At 70.6% G+C, this 17,462-nt stretch carries 26 protein-coding genes and 1 tRNA gene; 8 read left to right on the forward strand and 19 right to left on the reverse strand.

Features of this window, described 5'->3' with window-relative positions; translation table 11 throughout:
• The first annotated feature begins 32 nt into the window (after positions 1 to 32).
• Positions 33 to 656 carry a LytR C-terminal domain-containing protein gene (locus ACFYV1_RS15195; protein ID WP_389395929.1) on the forward strand — a complete coding sequence of 208 codons (624 nt, stop codon included), beginning with the start codon at positions 33 to 35 and terminating at the stop codon, positions 654 to 656.
• Between the two features lie 70 nt (positions 657 to 726).
• On the opposite strand, the gene upp is transcribed toward ACFYV1_RS15195, so the two are convergent.
• Entirely contained in the window at positions 727 to 1,362 is a 636-nt protein-coding gene (gene upp / locus ACFYV1_RS15200) for a uracil phosphoribosyltransferase (protein ID WP_389395930.1), read from the reverse strand.
• Between the two features lie 118 nt (positions 1,363 to 1,480).
• Between upp and ACFYV1_RS15205 the strand changes: the two genes are divergently transcribed.
• From ACFYV1_RS15205 to ACFYV1_RS15225, 5 genes are all read left to right on the forward strand, one after another.
• A complete protein-coding gene (locus ACFYV1_RS15205) occupies positions 1,481 to 1,663 on the forward strand; it encodes a hypothetical protein (protein ID WP_389395931.1) in 183 nt (60 codons plus the stop codon).
• Positions 1,664 to 1,813: 150 nt separating this feature from the next.
• Positions 1,814 to 2,350 (forward strand): hypothetical protein, encoded by a 537-nt coding sequence (locus tag ACFYV1_RS15210; RefSeq protein WP_389395932.1) that lies wholly within the window; start codon positions 1,814 to 1,816, stop codon positions 2,348 to 2,350.
• A 139-nt stretch (positions 2,351 to 2,489) separates the two neighbouring features.
• Positions 2,490 to 2,930: a tRNA adenosine(34) deaminase TadA gene (tadA, locus tag ACFYV1_RS15215; RefSeq protein ID WP_389396429.1), complete on the forward strand. Its 441-nt coding sequence runs from the start codon at positions 2,490 to 2,492 to the stop codon at positions 2,928 to 2,930.
• Between the two features lie 102 nt (positions 2,931 to 3,032).
• Positions 3,033 to 3,117: transfer RNA gene (locus ACFYV1_RS15220), tRNA-Ser, on the forward strand.
• A gap of 130 nt (positions 3,118 to 3,247) precedes the next feature.
• On the forward strand, positions 3,248 to 3,952 hold the full coding sequence (locus tag ACFYV1_RS15225; RefSeq protein ID WP_389395933.1) for a TIGR02391 family protein: 705 nt from the start codon (positions 3,248 to 3,250) through the stop codon (positions 3,950 to 3,952).
• 36 nt (positions 3,953 to 3,988) lie between these two features.
• Here the strand turns inward: ACFYV1_RS15225 and ACFYV1_RS15230 are convergent, their stop codons facing one another.
• The 18 genes from ACFYV1_RS15230 to ACFYV1_RS15315 all read right to left on the reverse strand — a co-directional run bounded on the left by ACFYV1_RS15230 (position 3,989) and on the right by ACFYV1_RS15315 (position 16,470).
• On the reverse strand, positions 3,989 to 5,251 hold the full coding sequence (locus ACFYV1_RS15230; protein WP_389395934.1) for a tyrosine-type recombinase/integrase: 1,263 nt from the start codon (positions 5,249 to 5,251) through the stop codon (positions 3,989 to 3,991).
• A 10-nt stretch (positions 5,252 to 5,261) separates the two neighbouring features.
• Positions 5,262 to 5,480 (reverse strand): excisionase family DNA-binding protein, encoded by a 219-nt coding sequence (locus ACFYV1_RS15235; protein ID WP_389395935.1) that lies wholly within the window; start codon positions 5,478 to 5,480, stop codon positions 5,262 to 5,264.
• A gap of 138 nt (positions 5,481 to 5,618) precedes the next feature.
• Positions 5,619 to 6,875, reverse strand: coding sequence for a DUF3631 domain-containing protein (locus ACFYV1_RS15240; RefSeq protein ID WP_389395936.1), 1,257 nt, complete (start codon positions 6,873 to 6,875; stop codon positions 5,619 to 5,621).
• Positions 6,872 to 7,240, reverse strand: coding sequence for a hypothetical protein (locus ACFYV1_RS15245; protein WP_389395937.1), 369 nt, complete (start codon positions 7,238 to 7,240; stop codon positions 6,872 to 6,874). The genes ACFYV1_RS15240 and ACFYV1_RS15245 overlap by 4 nt, the downstream gene beginning before the upstream one ends.
• Positions 7,237 to 8,124 carry a bifunctional DNA primase/polymerase gene (locus ACFYV1_RS15250; RefSeq protein ID WP_389395938.1) on the reverse strand — a complete coding sequence of 296 codons (888 nt, stop codon included), beginning with the start codon at positions 8,122 to 8,124 and terminating at the stop codon, positions 7,237 to 7,239. The genes ACFYV1_RS15245 and ACFYV1_RS15250 overlap by 4 nt, the downstream gene beginning before the upstream one ends.
• The gene (locus ACFYV1_RS15255) at positions 8,121 to 8,855 is read right to left on the reverse strand and encodes a DNA methylase (protein ID WP_389395939.1); all 735 of its coding nucleotides are present in this window, start codon (positions 8,853 to 8,855) and stop codon (positions 8,121 to 8,123) included. Before ACFYV1_RS15255 ends, ACFYV1_RS15250 begins: the two co-directional genes overlap by 4 nt.
• A gap of 83 nt (positions 8,856 to 8,938) precedes the next feature.
• Positions 8,939 to 9,223 carry a hypothetical protein gene (locus ACFYV1_RS15260; protein ID WP_389395940.1) on the reverse strand — a complete coding sequence of 95 codons (285 nt, stop codon included), beginning with the start codon at positions 9,221 to 9,223 and terminating at the stop codon, positions 8,939 to 8,941.
• 10 nt (positions 9,224 to 9,233) lie between these two features.
• Complete coding sequence (locus ACFYV1_RS15265; protein WP_389395941.1) at positions 9,234 to 9,422, reverse strand: hypothetical protein; 189 nt, start codon at positions 9,420 to 9,422, stop codon at positions 9,234 to 9,236.
• Positions 9,423 to 9,468: 46 nt separating this feature from the next.
• Entirely contained in the window at positions 9,469 to 9,651 is a 183-nt protein-coding gene (locus ACFYV1_RS15270) for a hypothetical protein (RefSeq protein ID WP_389395942.1), read from the reverse strand.
• Between the two features lie 13 nt (positions 9,652 to 9,664).
• Positions 9,665 to 10,135, reverse strand: a complete 471-nt coding sequence (locus ACFYV1_RS15275; RefSeq protein ID WP_389395943.1) for a hypothetical protein — start codon at positions 10,133 to 10,135, stop codon at positions 9,665 to 9,667.
• A 217-nt stretch (positions 10,136 to 10,352) separates the two neighbouring features.
• Entirely contained in the window at positions 10,353 to 12,446 is a 2,094-nt protein-coding gene (locus ACFYV1_RS15280; RefSeq protein WP_389395944.1) for a hypothetical protein, read from the reverse strand.
• A gap of 2 nt (positions 12,447 to 12,448) precedes the next feature.
• The gene (locus ACFYV1_RS15285) at positions 12,449 to 14,008 is read right to left on the reverse strand and encodes a hypothetical protein (RefSeq protein ID WP_389395945.1); all 1,560 of its coding nucleotides are present in this window, start codon (positions 14,006 to 14,008) and stop codon (positions 12,449 to 12,451) included.
• Positions 14,009 to 14,101: 93 nt separating this feature from the next.
• Positions 14,102 to 14,344: a hypothetical protein gene (locus tag ACFYV1_RS15290; RefSeq protein ID WP_389395946.1), complete on the reverse strand. Its 243-nt coding sequence runs from the start codon at positions 14,342 to 14,344 to the stop codon at positions 14,102 to 14,104.
• A gap of 19 nt (positions 14,345 to 14,363) precedes the next feature.
• Positions 14,364 to 14,699, reverse strand: coding sequence for an RRQRL motif-containing zinc-binding protein (locus ACFYV1_RS15295; RefSeq protein WP_389395947.1), 336 nt, complete (start codon positions 14,697 to 14,699; stop codon positions 14,364 to 14,366).
• Positions 14,696 to 15,697, reverse strand: a complete 1,002-nt coding sequence (locus ACFYV1_RS15300; RefSeq protein ID WP_389395948.1) for a DUF2637 domain-containing protein — start codon at positions 15,695 to 15,697, stop codon at positions 14,696 to 14,698. The genes ACFYV1_RS15295 and ACFYV1_RS15300 overlap by 4 nt, the downstream gene beginning before the upstream one ends.
• Positions 15,694 to 15,981 (reverse strand): DUF6303 family protein, encoded by a 288-nt coding sequence (locus tag ACFYV1_RS15305; protein WP_389395949.1) that lies wholly within the window; start codon positions 15,979 to 15,981, stop codon positions 15,694 to 15,696. The genes ACFYV1_RS15300 and ACFYV1_RS15305 overlap by 4 nt, the downstream gene beginning before the upstream one ends.
• On the reverse strand, positions 15,981 to 16,244 hold the full coding sequence (locus tag ACFYV1_RS15310; RefSeq protein ID WP_389395950.1) for a DUF6284 family protein: 264 nt from the start codon (positions 16,242 to 16,244) through the stop codon (positions 15,981 to 15,983). The genes ACFYV1_RS15305 and ACFYV1_RS15310 overlap by 1 nt, the downstream gene beginning before the upstream one ends.
• A gap of 88 nt (positions 16,245 to 16,332) precedes the next feature.
• Positions 16,333 to 16,470: a hypothetical protein gene (locus ACFYV1_RS15315; RefSeq protein ID WP_389395951.1), complete on the reverse strand. Its 138-nt coding sequence runs from the start codon at positions 16,468 to 16,470 to the stop codon at positions 16,333 to 16,335.
• Here ACFYV1_RS15315 and ACFYV1_RS15320 point away from each other — a divergent pair.
• A complete protein-coding gene (locus ACFYV1_RS15320; RefSeq protein ID WP_389395952.1) occupies positions 16,469 to 16,609 on the forward strand; it encodes a hypothetical protein in 141 nt (46 codons plus the stop codon). The genes ACFYV1_RS15315 and ACFYV1_RS15320 overlap by 2 nt on opposite strands.
• Before the next feature lie 106 nt (positions 16,610 to 16,715).
• A complete protein-coding gene (locus ACFYV1_RS15325) occupies positions 16,716 to 17,258 on the forward strand; it encodes a hypothetical protein (RefSeq protein WP_389395953.1) in 543 nt (180 codons plus the stop codon).
• Positions 17,259 to 17,462: the final 204 nt, after the last annotated feature.

Genomic DNA, 17,462 nt, shown 5'->3' on the forward strand with positions numbered 1-17,462 from the left:
GCATGGTCGCCGGGCCGCATTACGCTGCGCCCATGAGCATGCTGACACCCCCCGGCATGGGCGGAAAGTACCGCATCACGGGTGACAAGTACCCACGTATGCGACGCCCCCGGAACCGCCGCAGGATCGTATTTGCGACTGTCGCCGCGGTGGTCGCGCTGGGCCTTGCCGGCTGGGGGACGCTTCAGCTCATCGACGCGTTCACGGGCGGCGGCAAGAAGACGTCCGCGAACCCCCGCGGCGCCGATTGCGAGCCCCGCCCCTCCCCCTCCGCGGCGCCTCCGCCGCCCCTGCCGCGCCAGATCACGGTGAACGTGTACAACGCGACGCCGCGCTCCGGCCTCGCCAAGACGACGGCCGACGAGCTGAAGAAGCGTGGCTTCAAGATCGGCAAGGTGGCCAACGCGCCGGCGTCGTACGACAAGAAGGTCCCCGGTACGGCCGTGTTCCTCGGCGCGCCCACCGCGCAGGAGGGCGCCTTCCGGGTGCTCGGCACCCAGGTCCAGGGCTTCCAGGCGAAGACCGACACCCGCAAGACGGCTGACGTCGACCTGATCATCGGGACGGCCTTCAAGGCACTCGACCCGAAGGCGAGCGCGGACGTGGCTCTCACCGCCCTGACCAAGCCGAAGCCGGTCCCCTCCGGAAAGTGCTGAGAGACGACGGAAGGGCCGGGAGACCCCGGCCCTTCCGGTGGACGACTACGCGGTCGGCCGCGCCGACGGGCTAATCGGCCGTCCCGTACATGCGGTCACCCGCGTCACCGAGGCCCGGCACGATGTAACCGTTCTCGTTCAGGCGCTCGTCCACCGAGGCCGTCACCACGGTCACCGGCGTGCCCGCCAGCTCGCGCTCCATCACCTCGACGCCCTCCGGCGCCGCCAGCAGCACGACCGCGGTCACGTCGTCCGCACCGCGCCTGATCAGCTCACGGATGGCCGCGACCAGCGTCCCGCCCGTCGCGAGCATCGGGTCCAGCACGTACACCTGACGCCCGGAGAGGTCCTCAGGCATGCGCGTCGCATACGTGGACGCCTCGAGCGTCTCCTCGTTCCGGATCATCCCGAGGAAGCCCACCTCGGCGGTCGGCAGCAGCCGCACCATGCCATCGAGCATGCCGAGGCCGGCCCGCAGGATCGGCACCACCAGCGGACGCGGGTGGGACAGCTTCACGCCGGTCGTGCCCGTCACCGGGGTCTGGATGTCGACCTGCTCGGTGCGCACGTCCCGGGTGGCCTCGTACGCGAGCAGGGTGACCAGCTCGTCGGCGAGCCGCCGGAAGGTGGGAGAGTCGGTGCGCCTGTCGCGCAGCGTTGTGAGTTTGTGCGCCACCAGCGGGTGGTCGACGACGTGGATCCGCATGCCGTCAACAGTAGCCCGCGCTCGCATCAAGGACGGTTTCGGAGGGAAGGTGGAGGGGTGTCCCCCAGGGCCGCGCAGGCCGAGGGGGTGTGGATGAAGCGGTGGGGTGGTGTGGCCGATGCCGGAGTCCGATCCGGAGCACGAAGAGGAAGCCGCGACCGACGCGGCGCGGCGCAGGCGACGCGCCCAGTTCCTGCGCGAGCTGAACGAGGCGAAAGCGCTGCGCGACCGCGTCCAGCCACGACGGGCCCGCGCCGCCCGGATGCGCCAGCAGATGCGCATGCGGACCTTCCGCTGGTAGCCCGTCCGCGAACGCTCGTGAGAACTGGTGGCCGACGCAACGACGGAAGACCTCTCGCAACGCGTCTCTTTCTGCCACGATTCCGAGTGGGCGGGGCACGAGCTCGACGCACCGCCGGTCGTCACACCTCTGATCAGTGGGAGAGTCACGGTGTACTTCGCCGCACTGCTCGCGCGCACTCATGACGGGTGGGAAGCGAGCGACACAGAGCTCGACGATGTGGAGACCCTGTCGGATCTGACCGACCTGGCCCGCGAAGCCTCGGTGGACGAGGACACGGTGCTCGTCTTCATCGAGCAGGAGGACGCCTGGTTCGGCGTCCTGCGGGTCGAGGGCGAGGAGGATCCCCGGATCTTCGTCTCGGACGCGGCCGCGGCCGCACGCTCCTCGTACGGGGAGATCCTCACCAACGAACTGCTCGGCGGGGACGATGACGACCCCGCCGACGACCTGGACGCGCTGAACCTCGACGGCACGGAGGACGGCGAACCGGACGAGGAGGACCAGGACACCGTGGACGTCCCGGCACAGGGCGGCGAGTCGGCGCCGACCGGACCCGTCGGCGACCGGGAGATCCTCGCGGACCTCGGACTGGCGGAGAAGGATCTGCTGGCGCTGGACTCGGACGCGCTGATGGAGATCGCGGACGCGCTCGGCGCGGGTGAGGTGCTGGAGACCGTGCGCTAGGTTCGTTCGGATCAGGCCGGATCGGGCCCGGCAGTGATCCGAACGAGAGGTCCCAGTGGTTCATCCGGCAGACGAACCCGTGCCGGCCGGTACGGCCGTGCCCGGTGGTGACCTCGTGCGCGGTCCGTGGGAGGCGGCGATGCGTCTCGCCATCGGAGAGGCGGACCGCGCGGCGCGGGGCGGCGACGTGCCGGTCGGCGCCGTCCTCCTCTCCGGGGACGGCACGATCCTCGCCACGGGGCACAACGAGCGCGAGGCGACGGGCGATCCGACGGCCCACGCGGAGGTCGTGGCTGTCCGCAGGGCCGCCGCCGTCCTCGGCGAGTGGCGCCTGACCGGCTGCACGCTCGTCGTGACACTGGAGCCGTGCACGATGTGCGCGGGCGCGATCGTGCAGTCCCGGGTGGATCGTGTGGTCTACGGCGCACGCGACGAGAAGGCCGGCGCGGCCGGCTCGCTCTGGGACGTCGTACGGGACCGGCGGCTCAACCACCGGCCGGAGGTCGTACCCGGCGTGCTTGCCGAGGAGTGCTCCGAACAGCTGACCGCTTTCTTCCGGGGCCGGCCGGGGGACCGCTGACGAGGTCCGGCGGACGCCCGGACGGCGTCTCCCGGATGCCTGGAGGGCCCTTCCGCCAAACCGATTTCAGAGCACGGCCCACCTTGGGCTAAGCTCTCTCCCGGTAGCGTGTCCGAGCGGCCGAAGGAGCTCGCCTCGAAAGCGAGTGTGGGGAAACTCACCGAGGGTTCAAATCCCTCCGCTACCGCTGGTAGACGAAGGGTCCGGCTCATCGAGCCGGACCCTTCGCGTATCTCCGTCTCAGTTTCCGTCTCAGTTGACCAGCCGAGCGCTCAAATCCTCACCATGCCGGGCGCTTCACCCTCTACGCTCCGCATGTGGATCGCGACTGGATGCGTCAGAAGCTCGAAGCGTTCGATGAGCTAGTAACCCAGTACTGGAATGTCCGGATTGCCAACGGTGACACGACGCAAGAGCGGAAGTGGCTGTTCGAGGCTGAGCCCACCGTCGTGAAGATCTTGCGCCGTCTTGACCCCAGCCTCCCACGGGCAGAGGTACTCGGGGTGGACGACTGGCAAGGGTTGACCGTCAACGTGAACGAGGTTCGTCGCGGCATTGGCGTCCTGGCAGATATGGACGAGTGGACGACTCGGTTGGCACCAGATGCTCCGTCCATGCCCGCCGATGGGTTCCACCCGTGGGTGTGGGATGCCGCCCGCACATTCTGGGAGTCCAAGCACTACCGTGCCGCCGTCCATGCGGCTGCCACATCGATCAACGCCCATCTTCAGGAAAAACTGGGGCGACGCGATCTATCAGACGCCAAGCTCGTCCAAGAGGCTCTGAGCGACAAAGACCCTGAGCCGGGCAAGCCCAGGCTTCGGATACCGGGTGATCAAAAGGATCCAGGGGTCCAGACTCGGCAACGCGGAGCGCTGCAACTCGGCCAAGGGGCGTACTTCGCCCTTCGAAATCCAGCGGCTCACGAGACAGGCGATCTGGCCGAGCAAGAAGCCTTGGAGCAACTTGCCACCTTCAGCCTGGTGGCGCGTCTGATCTATCAGTGTTACGTAGTGACTTAGCACTGTGGGCAGGGTGGCTAACCCTGCCCACAGGCATCAGCGGACTGGTACGGCCGTTGCGTCGTCACCGTCATCAGGTCCGTCCGGCTTCCAGATGAGTCCGTCGACTTGTCGGGCGATGTTCGTGCGGACCGTGTCGACCATGTGCTGGTACCGCGCGGCCATGGCTGTGGACGACCAGCCCATGAGCCCCATCACGGCACGCTCGGACACACCGAGGATCAGCAGCACCGTGGCGGCCGTGTGTCGCGCGTCGTGAAGTCGGCCGTCGCGGACCTTGGCGGCGGCGAGCAGCGCCTTCCAGTCGTCGTAGTCGGTGCGCGGTGAGGTGCCGCGTCCCACCTCAGTGGCGAAGAGCCACCCTTCCTCGGTCCACTTGTCCCCAGCCGCCGCGCGCTCGGCTTCCTGCCGCTTCCTGTGCGTCCGCAGCAGATCCACAAGCTGTGGAGGAAGCCCAACTGCGCGGCGGCCGGCGCGGGACTTCGTGTCAGCCGTCTCGGGGTTCGTCCGCTTACGCTGCGGGCAGTACCCGGCCTTCCGGCCGCAGGTGTCGCCGCACCCGTGGGCGTAGCGCGGGCGCCGGCGGCTGCGACGGACCATCAGGACTCCCCCGTTCAGGTCAACGTCGGTCCACTTGAGTCCGAGCGCCTCGCCCTGCCGCAGCCCGAGCGAGAGGGCCACCGCCCACCGTGCCGAGTTCCGGCGCTTGTCAGCGGCGCGCAGCATCCTGCGGACCTCTTCGACGCTGTACGGCTCGACCTCGTCCTCCCGTACGCGTGGCGCCTTGGCGAGCCGGACGGGGTTCTGCCCGAGGTGTCCGCGCCGGACCGCCTCATTGAGCGCGGTTCGGAACGTCCGGTGCGCCTGGTGGGCCGTGGCGGGCTTGCTGCCCTTGGCCTGCATCGCGGCGTAGAACGTCTCGATGTGCTCCGGCTTGAGCCTGTCGAGCCGGTGGGCACCGAGTCCAGGGATGAGGTGCTTCCGTACGGCGGCGCCGTATCCCACCATCGTGTTCTCGTTCACCCCAAGGGGGGCGATGTTCTCGATCCAGTGCGTCAGCCACGTCTTGACCGTCCAGGGCTTTCCCGGCTTCCGCACGGTCTTAGCGTCGCGCTGTCGCTCCAGTTCCCGCACGGCTTCCGCCACCTCGGCACGGGTCTTCCGTTCGACATGGCGGCGGTCCGGCTTGCCGTCGTCACGGATGCCCACAGTGACACGGCCGTGCCACTTCCCGTCCTTGCCCAGGTAGATCGAGGACCGGCCGTTGGGCTGCCGGGTGCGCTTGCTCTGCTCTTCCACAGGGGTCCTTTCAGGCGGCGGTAGCGGGCTTGTTGGCCGCGCGCAACCGGTTCACGTACTCGGGGATGGCTGTGGCAGGTACGCGACGGAGTCGGCCGATAGGGACGGACTCCAGCTCTCCCGTGCCGACGAGCCGGAAGCAGAGAGTGCGGCCGATACGGAGTCGCCGGGCGGCCTCTTCGACGGTGAGGAGGGCCAGCGTGGGGTCATCAAGTGCGGGTGTATCCATGCGATGGACTCCTTGCCGGGGGCGGGGCGAGCCCCGCCCCCTCCCTGTCAGAAGTGCTACATCCGCTACATCTGCTACACCGCAGGTCAGTGACCTGTTTCGTGTAGCAGATGCGCGTGATGTAGCAGATAGCTGCCGCTACGGGACGACGGTGGCCGCGCCGGGCGTAGCGGATTGCAGGGCCGTGTAGCAGATGCCGGGAAGCACTTCTGCTACGGATTCACCCCCGCTGACCTGGGCTGTAGCAGATGTAGCGGATGTAGCGGACTTTCCGGGGGGTGGGGGGCAGTAGCGGGCCCAGGCGTCGGCCAGGTCCTCGGCGTAATAGCCGCGCGGGACGGTGCCGCCGGGCGTGCGGATCGGCCGGGCCTTGACCGGCCGGTTGGCTCCGGTCATGTAGCCGCTGAGCAGCCGACCGAGTCCGCGCGGGGTGAGCGGCTTGCCGCCCATGTCGACCCACGGCGCGTCGTCCATCGCGGTCAGGCACTCGATGATCGCGGCGGTGGGCATGCGGTCGATGCCGCAGAACACGGTGTCGCGCAGGTCGGTCAGCAACCGGATACCGAGCGAGGATTCGTCATCCTGCGCGGCAGCGGCGACCAGCTCGACGCACGCGGCGCGGGCCCGGCCGGGCCAGTCGCCCCCTGCAGCGTCCGCGACGGCGAGCAGCGGCTCCCACACGTCGGCCGGCCGATCGGTGACGCCCTCGGGCATCTCCGGCCACGCCCCGGTGACCCGCTCCCGCACCTGGTCGGCCCAGCGGGCGAGCCGGTCCCGCAGCGCGTGCCCTTCCTTCTCGTGGATGCGCTGACGGTAGGGCTGCACCCGCTCGTTCGGTGCCCGGCGCCGCATGCGGATGATGACGGAGCGGGTCAGGATCGTGTCCGGCAGCGACCCGAGGCCGGCGACCGCGACGGCGCAGTACGACGGGAAGGGCTGCACGCTCTGGTTCGAGCCGTCCCCGACGCACCGGTAGGTGACCCCGGAGCGCCGGTGCCCGGCGTTCAGAAAGCCGCGCAGTTCCTCGTTGTCCCCGGCCTTGGGGCCGAACACGGTGTCGATCTCGTCAAAGAGGATCGTCGGCCGCCCCTCCGTGCCGGACACAGCCCGGAACAGGGCCGCCGGGGAGGCGTTGACCGCCACCATCGGCTGCGGCACGAGGGTTTCCACGATCTCCAGCGCGCGTGACTTGCCCGATCCCGGTTCCGGGGAGAGGAACGCGAGGCGCGGCGTGGAGTCGAAGGCATCGAGCAGGTGCGCGTGCGCGTCCCACAACGCCACGGCGACATAGGCGGCCTGGGTGGGGAAGACGTTGAAGCGCCGGTGCAACTGCTCGACTTCATCGAGCAGCGCGGCCCCGTCGATCGCGGGGGCCGTGTCGTTGGTCGTGGTCATGCGGCGTTCCTCCTGTCCGCCGGGGTGGTGGCGGTGGCGGGCAAGCGCAGGTCAATGACAGAGCGGACGCCCTGCCGGGCGGCGACTTTCGCGCGCTCGGTGGCGGGGGCGGTCTGTTCGTCGGCGGCGTGCGGGCAGTGCCACACGCGCACGCGGGTGGTCAGCTCGATGACGGCTGCGCGGCCTACGGCGCGTTCGTGGTGGCCGCAGCGGCAGAGCCAGTCCGCGACCGGCGGGCGCATGTCCATGCGGATGTGCAGGCCCGGCATGATGCCGGTGATGATGACCGGCTGTTCGGCCGCCTGCTGCTGTTCGGTGGTGGCAGGAAGGCATTTCAGGGGGGCGGTGCGGGGCCACTGGTTCACGCCGCCTCCCCGGGTCGGGCGGTGCGGATGGACCAGTTGAGAGCGGATCGGATCGTGGCCCGGCACTCGGCCGGCGGCAGTCCCGCCGACTCCCCCGCCCCCTGAAACGCCTCTTCCACCACGTCCCGAGGGATCTCGCCCCACGCGACGAACCGCCCCAATGCTCGCGCCCCGGTGAGCAGCCGCGCGTTCCGTCCGCCCTCGCTCGTGGAGGCCACGGCGGCCGTTTCGGCGTCCAACGCGGCTGCGGCACGGCGAGAGGACCGCGACGCGACGGGCGCGGCCGTGAGTGCCCGCGACGACTGGGCCGTCAGGCGGGCGTGCAGCCACTCTGGGAGCGGGGCGGGCGGCCGATCGTCCACCACGTCGTAGGTTCCGGCGGGGGTGGCGCTGCCAGGGGCGACGACGTACCCGCCGTGCGCGCGGGTGTCGACCAACGGCGCGAGAGTGCCCGCCGTGTTGGTAAGCCGGGCCCCGGCGGGGGCGGTGAAGTACAGGTGCCGACCACCGCTCGCGGTCCGTACCGTGCGGGTGGCGGGCACTACCTGCCCGGCGCGCTCGCAGAGCGCCGTGAAGGTCGTCACGCCGCAAGGCGTGTCCGCATTGCTGTTCGTCTTGGGCTTGTCCAGGTCGACCACGAGCAACCCGGCCGGGCCGGTGGCGATGCCAACGTTGAACGGCCCTGCCGACCACGCGGCGCGGATGCGGTCCGGGTCGGTGGTGGCGCGCTGCTCCCACTTCACGTGCCCGCCGGCGCAGGCGCCGGTGCGGGTGCAGGCGTCCTCCCCGTGCAGAGCCGGGCGCTTGCCGCCGGGCCGCAGCGGCAACACGGGCCAGCCGCGGGCGGCGGCGTCCAGCGCAGCGGACAACAAGTCCGTTGTCATGCCGCCACCTCCAGGCCGGCGCGGGCCGACGCGAGGAACGCCCGGCCGATCCACTCCGCGTAGGCGGGCGGAATGGCCTCGGTCAGTTCCTCGCGGACATCGGTCCACGTGATGCCCATCGCGGTCTGCATCTCCGGCACGGTGGCCTTGCCGCCCCCGGAGCCGTACGGGGCGACGTAGGGGCCCTCCCGATAGACCCCGTGGCGGTAGCCGCGCACATAACCCCGGTGCCGAGGGTGCGCCGGGCGCTGCACGCTCCAGCGCCCGAGTTCGAAGTTGCGGTGCCGCAGCACCCCCAGGCCGAACATCTCCCCACAGAGACTGAGGTCTTTGCGGATCTTGGCGCGGCCGTTGGGCTGCTCGATCACGTACGGCAGACCCGTCTGCTCGAGCAGGGCCCGGGTCGGCGCGACCAGGTCCACATGCGTGCCGCCCCAGCCCCGCGAGGCGTTCGTGCCCACGGTGAGCGCGCACTTGCCCTGGCACGGCGGGGACGTGTGCACGATGGCGTACTGCCCGATCTCGCCGGAGGTGATGAGCGCGGCGAGGTAGGTAAGGGCGTCGCCCTGGTGGCGCGGGAAGGGGTAGTTCGGCCGGGGGGCGATGTCGACGCCGAACACGTCGAACCCGGCCCGGTGGTAGCCCATGGCCGCGCCGCTGGCGCAGCAGAACAGGTCCAGCAGGCGCGGCTGGTGGCCGAGCACTCGCCGGATGGGTGTCGGTTGGGTCATGCTGGATCTCTCCAGTTCTCGTGAGTGACTGGCAGACGAGAGCGGCCCCGGTCTTTGGCGAGAGGGGGGCCGCTCTCGGCGTGTCAGAAGGGCGGTTCGTCGCTGTAGCTGCCGGGGCCCCACGGGTCGGGGTGCGGGCGGCGGCGACGCGGCAGCCGTGGGAGCGGGAACAGGGTCCACTGGCGGTTCTCGTTCCAGCAGCCGCAGGGCTCCCAGTCGGTGCCGGCGTACTCGCCGGTCTCGTAGTCGCCGTAGTCGTGCTCGAAGCCGCCCTCCCCTGCGCAGTCGGTGCAGTCGGGGCGCGGGGTGTCGGCCAGTACCAGCGCGCGGCGTGGCCAGGTGATCTGACGAATGCGGAGCCGGGACACTGCGAACCTCCTACAGGCTGGGAATGACACTGGCCAGGGCGGCGGTCATGCTGCGGATCGGTTCGGCCGCGCCGGTGGAAGCGAGGAAGAAGCCGAACATCATCGCGACGAAGGCGGCCCCGCAGCCGACGCTTCTGGCGCGGAGCATCACGAACAGCAGGGCGCCGAAGAGGACGACGAGGGAGACGGTGACGGCCATGCCGGATCTCCTAACGGTGGGTGGGGTGCCACTCGCGGCGCTCTGGTCACTTCTTGGCGCCGTGGCGGGTGTGGTCGTTGGCCAGGGCGGTGAGCCAGGAGATCTCTTGCTGTGTCACGGCGCGGAAGCGGATCCGGACGGTGCAACCGGGGTCGGGGCACCGCAGGGTGTGCATTCCGGCGAGCCGGGCGGCGGTGTCTGTGAGGCGGGTGGGCAGTCGGGTCTTCACGGGTGCTTCTCCCTCAGCGGTTGTTGATGGTGCCGCTGGCACGGCCGAACATGCCGGTGGCGGTGATGTTCTGCGTGATCTGGGTGGGGGCGGCCCGGCCGGTGCGGCTGCGGCCGATGCCGAGCAGCAGGGGCAGGGCGATGGCTCCGGCGGCGATGAGGGCGACGGTGGCCCACAGGGCTTGGCTCATGGCGATCAGTCCCGGTGCGGCGTAGGAGAGTCCGATGCCGGCGGCGGCGACGCCGCCCCCGATGGTCGGGACGAGAAGTGCGGTGGTCTTGGCCCAGGTCGGGATCGGCTGCGCGATCGGTGTCGGCTGCGGTCCGGGCGCGGCGGGCGGCTGGGTGTAGGCGAGGGTGCGAACGCCGCCGGGCAGGGTGACCAGTTGGACGCCGGGCGGGATCTCGTGCGGCAGCATTTCGGCCCGCGCCGTGGTCGGCATCGCGGGGACGGTGGTGATCTCGTACGGGGTCTGGGAGTGCACAACGGGGTCCCTTCAACGACGGCGGGCAGCACCCGTGATGCGGGGTGCTGCCCGGTGCCTTGCTTGTCGTGTCGCTTGTCGTCTGACTTGTCGTGCGGCTTGTCGCTTGTCTTGTCTTGTCTTGTCGCTTGTCGCCTTGCAGGTCACAAGCCGTTTTCGGCCCTCACAGGCCCGCCCAGCGCCCTTCTCGCAGGGGTGGGCGACAGGCGACAAGTGCTCACGCCTCGGGGGTTGTTCCGGGGGCGTGGCGGTGGTGGACGTAGCGGGCTTTGGTGCCCTCTCCGACGCGGACGGCGGTGCCTTCGTCGGTCCATGTCTTGAGCCATCCGACGACGGTCTGCCGGGTGGTGCCGTGCTCGTCCGCGAGCGCGCGGGCGATCGCGGACGCTCCGGTGCCCTCAGGTCCGGCGGCGAGCAGCAGCGCGAGCGCGGCAGTCCGCGCGGCGTTGTCCTCGTTCCGCAGGGCGGACAGGTTCAGCCCGGCCGACGCGGGCGGCTGCTCCGTGCCCGCGTCGGGTTCAGGGGCGGTGGCGAACTGGGCGTCGATCTGCTCGCGGAACTGCCGGGCGAGCGCATCCTCGTTCGACTCCGGGGCGGGCGGCTGCTCACGCAGCGCGGACAGATTCAGCCCGGCCCCGGTGCCTGCTTCCCCCTGCCTTGTGTTGGTGGTGGGGTGGTCGTCGCGCATCCATGCGGTGCGGGTGCTGTCCCAGCGGCGGGCGTAGTCCGGCCCGGCCGCCTTCGCGGACGTTGCGTCCAGCGTGGGATGCCGGTCGGAGGTGGCGGCGACGATGTCGCGGATCTGGTTGGGCAGGATCCGCCAGGACTTGAACAGCGCGGCCGGGGATTCGGGGGTGCCCATGAACCCGGCGCCCTTGTAGGGGGCCTGGTCGACGCGCAGTCCACGGGAGCCGGGGAACTGCTTGCCCAGGTCCATGCCCTCGGTCTCGCCGCCGGTCAGGGCAACGCGGACCTTGGCTTCCCGGCGGATCATCAGGTTCCCGAGCACCGCGCCGGTGGCTCCGAGGGCGGTCAGGACGGTGCGGATGCCCATGGCGCGGGCGATCCGGATGACTTCCAGGATCTTGGCGGCGAGCTTGCGCGATTCCTTGTCGCTGCTGGCCAGGATCTCCGCACCCTCATCGATCACGATCTCGATCTGCGGGATCCGGTCGCTGATCGGCAGCAGGTCCGTGTTCGCCTTGGACATCAGGTCCTGGTAGGCCATCTTCCGGTGCTTGGCGATCCGCACCGCCGCATCGAGCATCACCGCGGCTTCCTCGTGCGAGGCGGCGAGCCAGTCGATACCAGGCCGCATGCCGTCTGTGGTTTGCCCGCTGCTGTCGAGCGCGGGCCGTACCCACGGGAGGCCGGCCGATCCGGCGTTCAGGTCGATCACCCACGTGACGATGTCCGTGGCGCGGGCGAACCCGGCGAGGATCGTGTGGACCATGTTCGTCTTGCCCGACCCGGTCGGCCCGACGACCAGCGCGCACTGCTCGCGCAGGTAGGCGCGGATCTCGTCCGCGTTCGTGCGCAGCCCCCACGGAATCCCGGTGTGCAGGGACAGGGGGCCGTAGTCGGTCGGGTAGGTGACTTCTGCGGCGAGCACGTTGACCGTGGTCACGTCGATGAGGACGCGGCCCTGGTCGATGCCCTGCGAGGCGGATGCGGTGCAGCCGTGCGGCAGTCGGGCATCGGCGGACAGCCGCGCGGACTCCTTCGCGATCCTGTCGTACGTCGTGCCGCCGGGCGGCAGTTCGGCGTCGATCGTGAAGCCGGTCCCGGTGGGCCACTGCTCGACCGCGAGGACGCGCACGGTGATGCCGCACACGCGCTGGATCCGGTCCACCCATTCGGCGGCGATCGCCCGGCGTTCGGCGGACAGTTCCTGGGAGACCTGCCGCTCAGCGGCGGCGATGGCCTCCAGCTCGCGGGCTTCCTCGTGCAGGAGGGTGGCGCGGGCGGCGGCCCCCATGCCGACTCCGAGGGTGGCGAGCGATCCGAGGGCGGCCCAGGTGAGCGGGCCCGAAGCCATGGCCCACGTCGTCCAGCCCGCGCCGATGAGCCATGAGGCGGCGCGCATGCCGACGGTGCGGGCGGACAGCCGGTCGCGCAGGCTGGTGGCGGTGTGGCCGATCGCCCCGGCTGCGCCCACGGCAAGGGCCCAGCCGGGCGGCATGCCGGCGGCGGCTCCGGTGGTGGCGACGGCGAGGGCTCCGGTGGTGGCGGACAGAGCGCCGGTCACGGGTCCGTGACCGGCAGCCCAGTCCCACACCGGCCCGGTGCTGGCCTGTGTGTTGGTGGTCATGATCAGACGTTCCATCCCTTCTCGGCCTCGGTCCCGTTGCGCGGGTCCTCGTGGCGGGCGATGTCCTGCTCGTGTGCGGTGCGGAAGAGCGGCCCCATGTCCTCCGCGACCGCGACCGCGCTCATCAGGGCGCCGAAGATGTCGTTGAAGCCGTCCGCGACTTCCTTCTCCAGCGGGAACTCCGAGTCGGCCCGTTCCGCGAGGATCTTCATCACGTTCGCCACGCTGGTCAGCGCGGCGGGCAGCCCCTCGACCATGGCCAGGATCTCCATGGCGTCCTCGGGGTCGTAGCTGTTGGCCGCGGCTTCCATCTCCGCCGCGTACTCCTCGAACCGGAAACCAGACACGATCTCTCCCTCACTCGTCGTGGTGCTGGGTGCGGCGGGGACGACACCGGCCGGGCGCTCGACCTGGTCCCCGATCTGCTCGTCGTCCTCTGCCGCCTCGGCGTCGACGGCGTCCTCGGCTTTCTGCAGAGCGGCCCGGATCTCCTCGTCCCGGGCCGTGCGCTGCTCGTCAGCGGTGCGCATCATCCGGGCGTAGAGGCGGCGGCCCGGGTGGACCAGCCAGGGCAACCCGAGCTTCCGGCCGATCGGGGACGTGATCAGACCGACGATGCCGAGGGCACCGGCGAGCAGCGCCGCGAGCAGGCGGCGACGCTGGAACCGGGCGGCGGACTTACGCAGGGCCTTGCGCGCTTCCTTGCGGAGCGGTGCCTTGCGCACCTGGTCGCGCTGTCCGGCGACCTGCCCGGCAGTCCGCGCATCGCGTGCCTTGCGGGCACGCTCTATCGCGGCTCCTCGGGCCTTACCGATGCGCCCGGCGGCCTTGCCCACGGCCCGGCCGACCGGCCCTTTGCGGGCCAGGGATGCGGACCGCTGACCAGCCTTGGCCTGGCGGCGGGCGTCCGCGAGTGAACGGCGGGCGCCGGTCGTGTCGTTGCGGCGGGCGGCCCGGGACTGCGACGCCTGCTGAGCGGCTTCCCGCACGGCCTTGACCTGCCCGACCTTGCCCCGTGCCTTGCCGGACACTGCGGACGGCGAGCCGGCGGAACCCTTACGGCTGCCGCGAGAGATCCCGCCCGTCCGCCCGGCAGAAGAGGCGGAACCGGTAGCGCTGCGGGACGACTTGCCCCGGCCGCGACCAGCGGCCTTAGTGGTGCCGGCGTTCCCGTTACGGGACTGGCCCGGCACCCGCCCCGAACCGGTGCGGCGGCCCGCTGCGGCCACGCCCGCCGTGCCATTGCGGGCCGCGCGGCCCGTTGTCGCGCCGCCCTTGCGGTCGCGGCGGTGTCGGGTGGCTGCGGCGGCGGTGCCGAGCACGACCGCGCCGGTTGCGGCCAGGGCGAGCGCGACCGGGCCGCCCGCCAGTGCGGCGGCGGCCATCAGGGACGTGGTGGTGTTGGTGCCGGTCACCGCGAGGGGGACGACCGGCCAGCCGCCCGGCGTGTGCTCAACCTCGGCTGCGGCCGGGGCGGGCGCGGTCTGCTGCTCGGTGACGGGCAGTGTGGTGTCCGGTGGGGCCTCGGTGCCCGCTTCCGGAGTGATGGTGGTGTCCGTCATGCTGTGTGCACTCCCTTCGGGAGATCAAAGGCCCGGACGCGGCTTGGGAAGGCGTGACGTCCGGGCCTTGCTCATGGGGTGGTGCGGTGCAGGTCAGAGCTGGTTCGGCTCCAGGGCGAAGAAGACGACGTTGCCCGTGGACAGCTCCGGGTTCTGGTCGCCGATCTGGTTCCGCAGAGCCATGAAGACGTCGTGCCGGGTGGCGCCGGCGGCCGGGGTGAAGGTGCCGTACCAGGTGCTGGACATCCGGCCGGGAAGTTCGAGGGTGAGCACGTAGTGGTGGCTGCCCTGGCTCGTGGCGGCCGGGGCGGTGCTCTGCTCGGTCTGGCTGCTCATGGGGTGTTCTCCTGTCGAGTCAGGCGGCGAGAGTGGGTGTGTCGTGGCAGGGGGTGCACATGCCGAGTGAGCGCGGGATGCGATACCCCGCGTCACGGAGGCAGTTCGGGCAGATGCGCTGGGCGGCGTTCGCCTTGGCGAGTGCCGCCCACCGCGCGGGTGTCATCGGGCGGACGGGCTTGGCCCGGTCGATGCGGTACAGGTAGGCGACCAGCGGCCCGCGACGGCGGCGGGGGCGCTGCAACTCGGCGGCGACGCCCTGACCGCCCGGCCGCAGCCCGAGGGCGCGCAGCTGGCGGTAGGTGGCGTATCCGTCCGGTGCGAGCCGCCATCGGTAGGTGGGCAGCGTGCTCACGACGACGCGCCTTCAAGCGTCCGACCGGCGGCGTCGCGGTGCTCCTGGTAGCGGGTGGAGACCCAGCCGATGGACCAGCCGCACAGGTCCGCAGCCGACCGCACCGGCAGCCCCTCAGCGAAGGCGGCGTGCACGACTGCGCGGGCTCGGTCCTCGGGCAGCTTCTCGTTCACCGGACCACCGGCGAGCAGTGCGGCGCGTTCACGCGCGGCCCGCTCCTCCCGCTCGCGCTGTTCACGGCGGGCGGCTTCCTCGCGCTGCCGCTGCTCCTCCTGGCGACGCTGCGCAGCCTCGCGTTCAAGCTGTTCACGCTCGCGCTGCTGCTGTTCACGCTCGCGTTCACGGCGTTCACGGGCCTCGCGCTCCACATGCTCCCGCGCTTCCCGCTGCTCCTGTTCCTTGCGCCGTGCGGCCTCCTCCCGCTCGGTCTGTTCACGGGCGAGGCGGGCTTCGTGTTCACGCTGTTCACGGGCGAGCAGTGCGGCGTGTTCGCGTTCCTCGCGGGCTCGCTGCTCGGCCGCCTCACGCCGTTCTGCCGCAGCCTTTTCCCGCGCTGCCTGCTCGGCCCGCTGCTGCGTCTCAAGGGCTGTCAGGGCGGCGGTGATGGCCCGGCGGTAGGCGAGCCCGGTCTCTGCCGTGACGATGAGCAGAAGCGGCGCGACCGCGTGCACGGCCACGCCTACCAGGTCTTTCCTGAGTGCGGAATCCGCAACGTTGAGCGCGAGGGTCATGCAGCCGGTCATCCATCGCAGCACGACCGGCCACCGCCCGCCGTTGCCGCCCAGACGGGCCAGGGCGGCATCGAGGCGGACCACGATGACGACTGCGGCGTCCACGACCAGCGGCAGAATCGGCGCGGTCCAGTCCCACTCGTCGGGGGTGTGAGCGGCGGCGAGCGGGGTGACGGTGAGGATCGAGTAGAGCATCGCCCCGGCCACGATCATCCACGTCCCGACCGACAACGCACGCTCGGCTGAACGGATCTGAACACTGTTCATTCCGTCGCCTCCCGGACCTTGGTCGTGGCGAACAGACGGACCGGCGCGTCCGGCTCATCGGGCACCGGCAAGGTCTCGGCCCACTGCCATTCGGCGTCGTCCGTGAACACGTAGCCGAGCGCGTTCAGCGCCCGTGAACGCTCCTGAACACTCGGCACCTCCGGACCGCGGTTCAAGTCGTACTCGGGCCACTGCGACGCCGGCACCCCGAGCAGCACCACATACAGGCGCCAGCGATCGGTGACGGTGGAGCGGGACACCTGCGCCGTGAAGGCGGCGGCCATCACGCCACCTCCGGCGCACCGGCGACGCCCCGGTTGATCAGCTCACGGCGGGCGACCAGCACCCGCCGGCGCGCCCGCCGGATCCGGCGCACGTCCAGCGGCGACGGCTCCCGGTCCAGCGTGACGATCTGCGCGTCCAGCAGCTCGAGCTCCGCCGTGATGATCGGCATCTCCAGTTCGATCGCGTCCAGCTCCGCGGCCGTGGGCTCGCGGTCGAAGTTGGGGGCGGTAACAAGCGCCTGAACAGCAGCGATGTGCTTCATGAGTCGTGGTCTCCTTAGACGGTCTACGGCTCGACAGCGGCCCCGGAGTTGCCTCTCCGGGGCCGCGCGCCGTGGGGCGGAAGCGGGGTCAGACGGTGGCGATGATCAGAGCGGCGATCAGCAGCCACAGGTGATGGAAGGACTGGTCAGTTGACTGCACTAACTCGGGCCATGGATCGACTTGGTGGCGGTGCGTCAGGAACATCTGGGCATGTCGTTGTCGCATGAGTTCTCTCGGGTACATCGAGACCGCCAGGCCGGTCCAGGACATCTGGAGCGGCAGCGAGGCGTTCCGCGTGCGGACCGTCGAGCACCTGGGAGAGGAATGCACGGGCCGCCTGCTCACGCTGGGCCGAGGGAAATGAGGAGGGTGCCACGCTGTTGGCGTCGCTGGCGGACCCACGCGAATCTCGGTCAGACCCCATGGAAGGCCCGTCTGCGGCATGATCGGCCGTCATGGATCCCGCCGTCATGGCTGCACTCATCCCAACGCCGGTCGCTGTCCTCGCCGCCGCGGCCGCCTATGCCGCAGGCCGCGCACAAGCTCGAGGGGCACACCGCGGACCCGTGGACGCCGTCCGCCGACAACACCAGCGTGACGCCTACGCAGCCTTCCTTGAAGCCGCAAACACCTACGCATCCGAGACAGCCCGAGACTGCCTAGGCCAGGCCCAACAGGAAGTAAGCGACACAGGGGACGGGACATATGGAGAGCGCGTGCGGCAGCGTCAACTCGAACTCAGGTGGCAAGCGGCCAGCGGCATCGAGGGTGTGCGGCGCACACTTCCCGTGGTGCTCCTCGAAGGACCACAGCACGTAGCCGACCACGCCCAAGCCGTCGCCGAAGCCGTATACATGGTCCGTTTTCAAGGGCATCTCTACGCCTCGCCCGCGACGGAGGCATTCAGCGCGGCTCGTCGTCTAAACGAGGCAGCTGCCGGGCTCGACCGCGCCATAGCTGCGTTCACCGTCGTTGCTCGCAACTATCTCAATGCCGAACAGAACGGCACCTGACGCCCGGCACCCGAGGGGCCCGCACCGGCTCCGGCTCCCCTCAGCGCTGCTCGTGCGAGACGAGCAGCGGAGGCAACCGCCGCAGCAGAGAACCGCGCTGCGGAAGCGTCCGGCTTCACCGGCCTGCCGTTTGCGACGGCAGGCCGGTCCCGAGCCGGTGAATCGGGCGCGTCATCATCACTGCTCTGACGCCAGCAGGGCGGC

This window comes from Streptomyces sp. NPDC003023 (assembly GCF_042888225.1).
GTDB lineage: Bacteria > Actinomycetota > Actinomycetes > Streptomycetales > Streptomycetaceae > Streptomyces.

Coding starts and splice junctions, on each gene's coding strand:
- ACFYV1_RS15195 (WP_389395929.1), top strand. CDS start 33: ATGAGCATGCTGACACCCCCCGGCATGGGCGGAAAGTACCGCATCACG.
- upp (WP_389395930.1), bottom strand. CDS start 1,362: ATGCGGATCCACGTCGTCGACCACCCGCTGGTGGCGCACAAACTCACA.
- ACFYV1_RS15205 (WP_389395931.1), top strand. CDS start 1,481: ATGCCGGAGTCCGATCCGGAGCACGAAGAGGAAGCCGCGACCGACGCG.
- tadA (WP_389396429.1), top strand. CDS start 2,490: ATGCGTCTCGCCATCGGAGAGGCGGACCGCGCGGCGCGGGGCGGCGAC.
- ACFYV1_RS15235 (WP_389395935.1), bottom strand. CDS start 5,480: ATGGATACACCCGCACTTGATGACCCCACGCTGGCCCTCCTCACCGTC.
- ACFYV1_RS15240 (WP_389395936.1), bottom strand. CDS start 6,875: ATGACCACGACCAACGACACGGCCCCCGCGATCGACGGGGCCGCGCTG.
- ACFYV1_RS15250 (WP_389395938.1), bottom strand. CDS start 8,124: ATGACAACGGACTTGTTGTCCGCTGCGCTGGACGCCGCCGCCCGCGGC.
- ACFYV1_RS15255 (WP_389395939.1), bottom strand. CDS start 8,855: ATGACCCAACCGACACCCATCCGGCGAGTGCTCGGCCACCAGCCGCGC.
- ACFYV1_RS15265 (WP_389395941.1), bottom strand. CDS start 9,422: ATGGCCGTCACCGTCTCCCTCGTCGTCCTCTTCGGCGCCCTGCTGTTC.
- ACFYV1_RS15280 (WP_389395944.1), bottom strand. CDS start 12,446: ATGACCACCAACACACAGGCCAGCACCGGGCCGGTGTGGGACTGGGCT.
- ACFYV1_RS15285 (WP_389395945.1), bottom strand. CDS start 14,008: ATGACGGACACCACCATCACTCCGGAAGCGGGCACCGAGGCCCCACCG.
- ACFYV1_RS15290 (WP_389395946.1), bottom strand. CDS start 14,344: ATGAGCAGCCAGACCGAGCAGAGCACCGCCCCGGCCGCCACGAGCCAG.
- ACFYV1_RS15300 (WP_389395948.1), bottom strand. CDS start 15,697: ATGAACAGTGTTCAGATCCGTTCAGCCGAGCGTGCGTTGTCGGTCGGG.
- ACFYV1_RS15305 (WP_389395949.1), bottom strand. CDS start 15,981: ATGGCCGCCGCCTTCACGGCGCAGGTGTCCCGCTCCACCGTCACCGAT.
- ACFYV1_RS15310 (WP_389395950.1), bottom strand. CDS start 16,244: ATGAAGCACATCGCTGCTGTTCAGGCGCTTGTTACCGCCCCCAACTTC.
- ACFYV1_RS15320 (WP_389395952.1), top strand. CDS start 16,469: ATGAGTTCTCTCGGGTACATCGAGACCGCCAGGCCGGTCCAGGACATC.
- ACFYV1_RS15315 (WP_389395951.1), bottom strand. CDS start 16,470: ATGCGACAACGACATGCCCAGATGTTCCTGACGCACCGCCACCAAGTC.
- ACFYV1_RS15325 (WP_389395953.1), top strand. CDS start 16,716: ATGGCTGCACTCATCCCAACGCCGGTCGCTGTCCTCGCCGCCGCGGCC.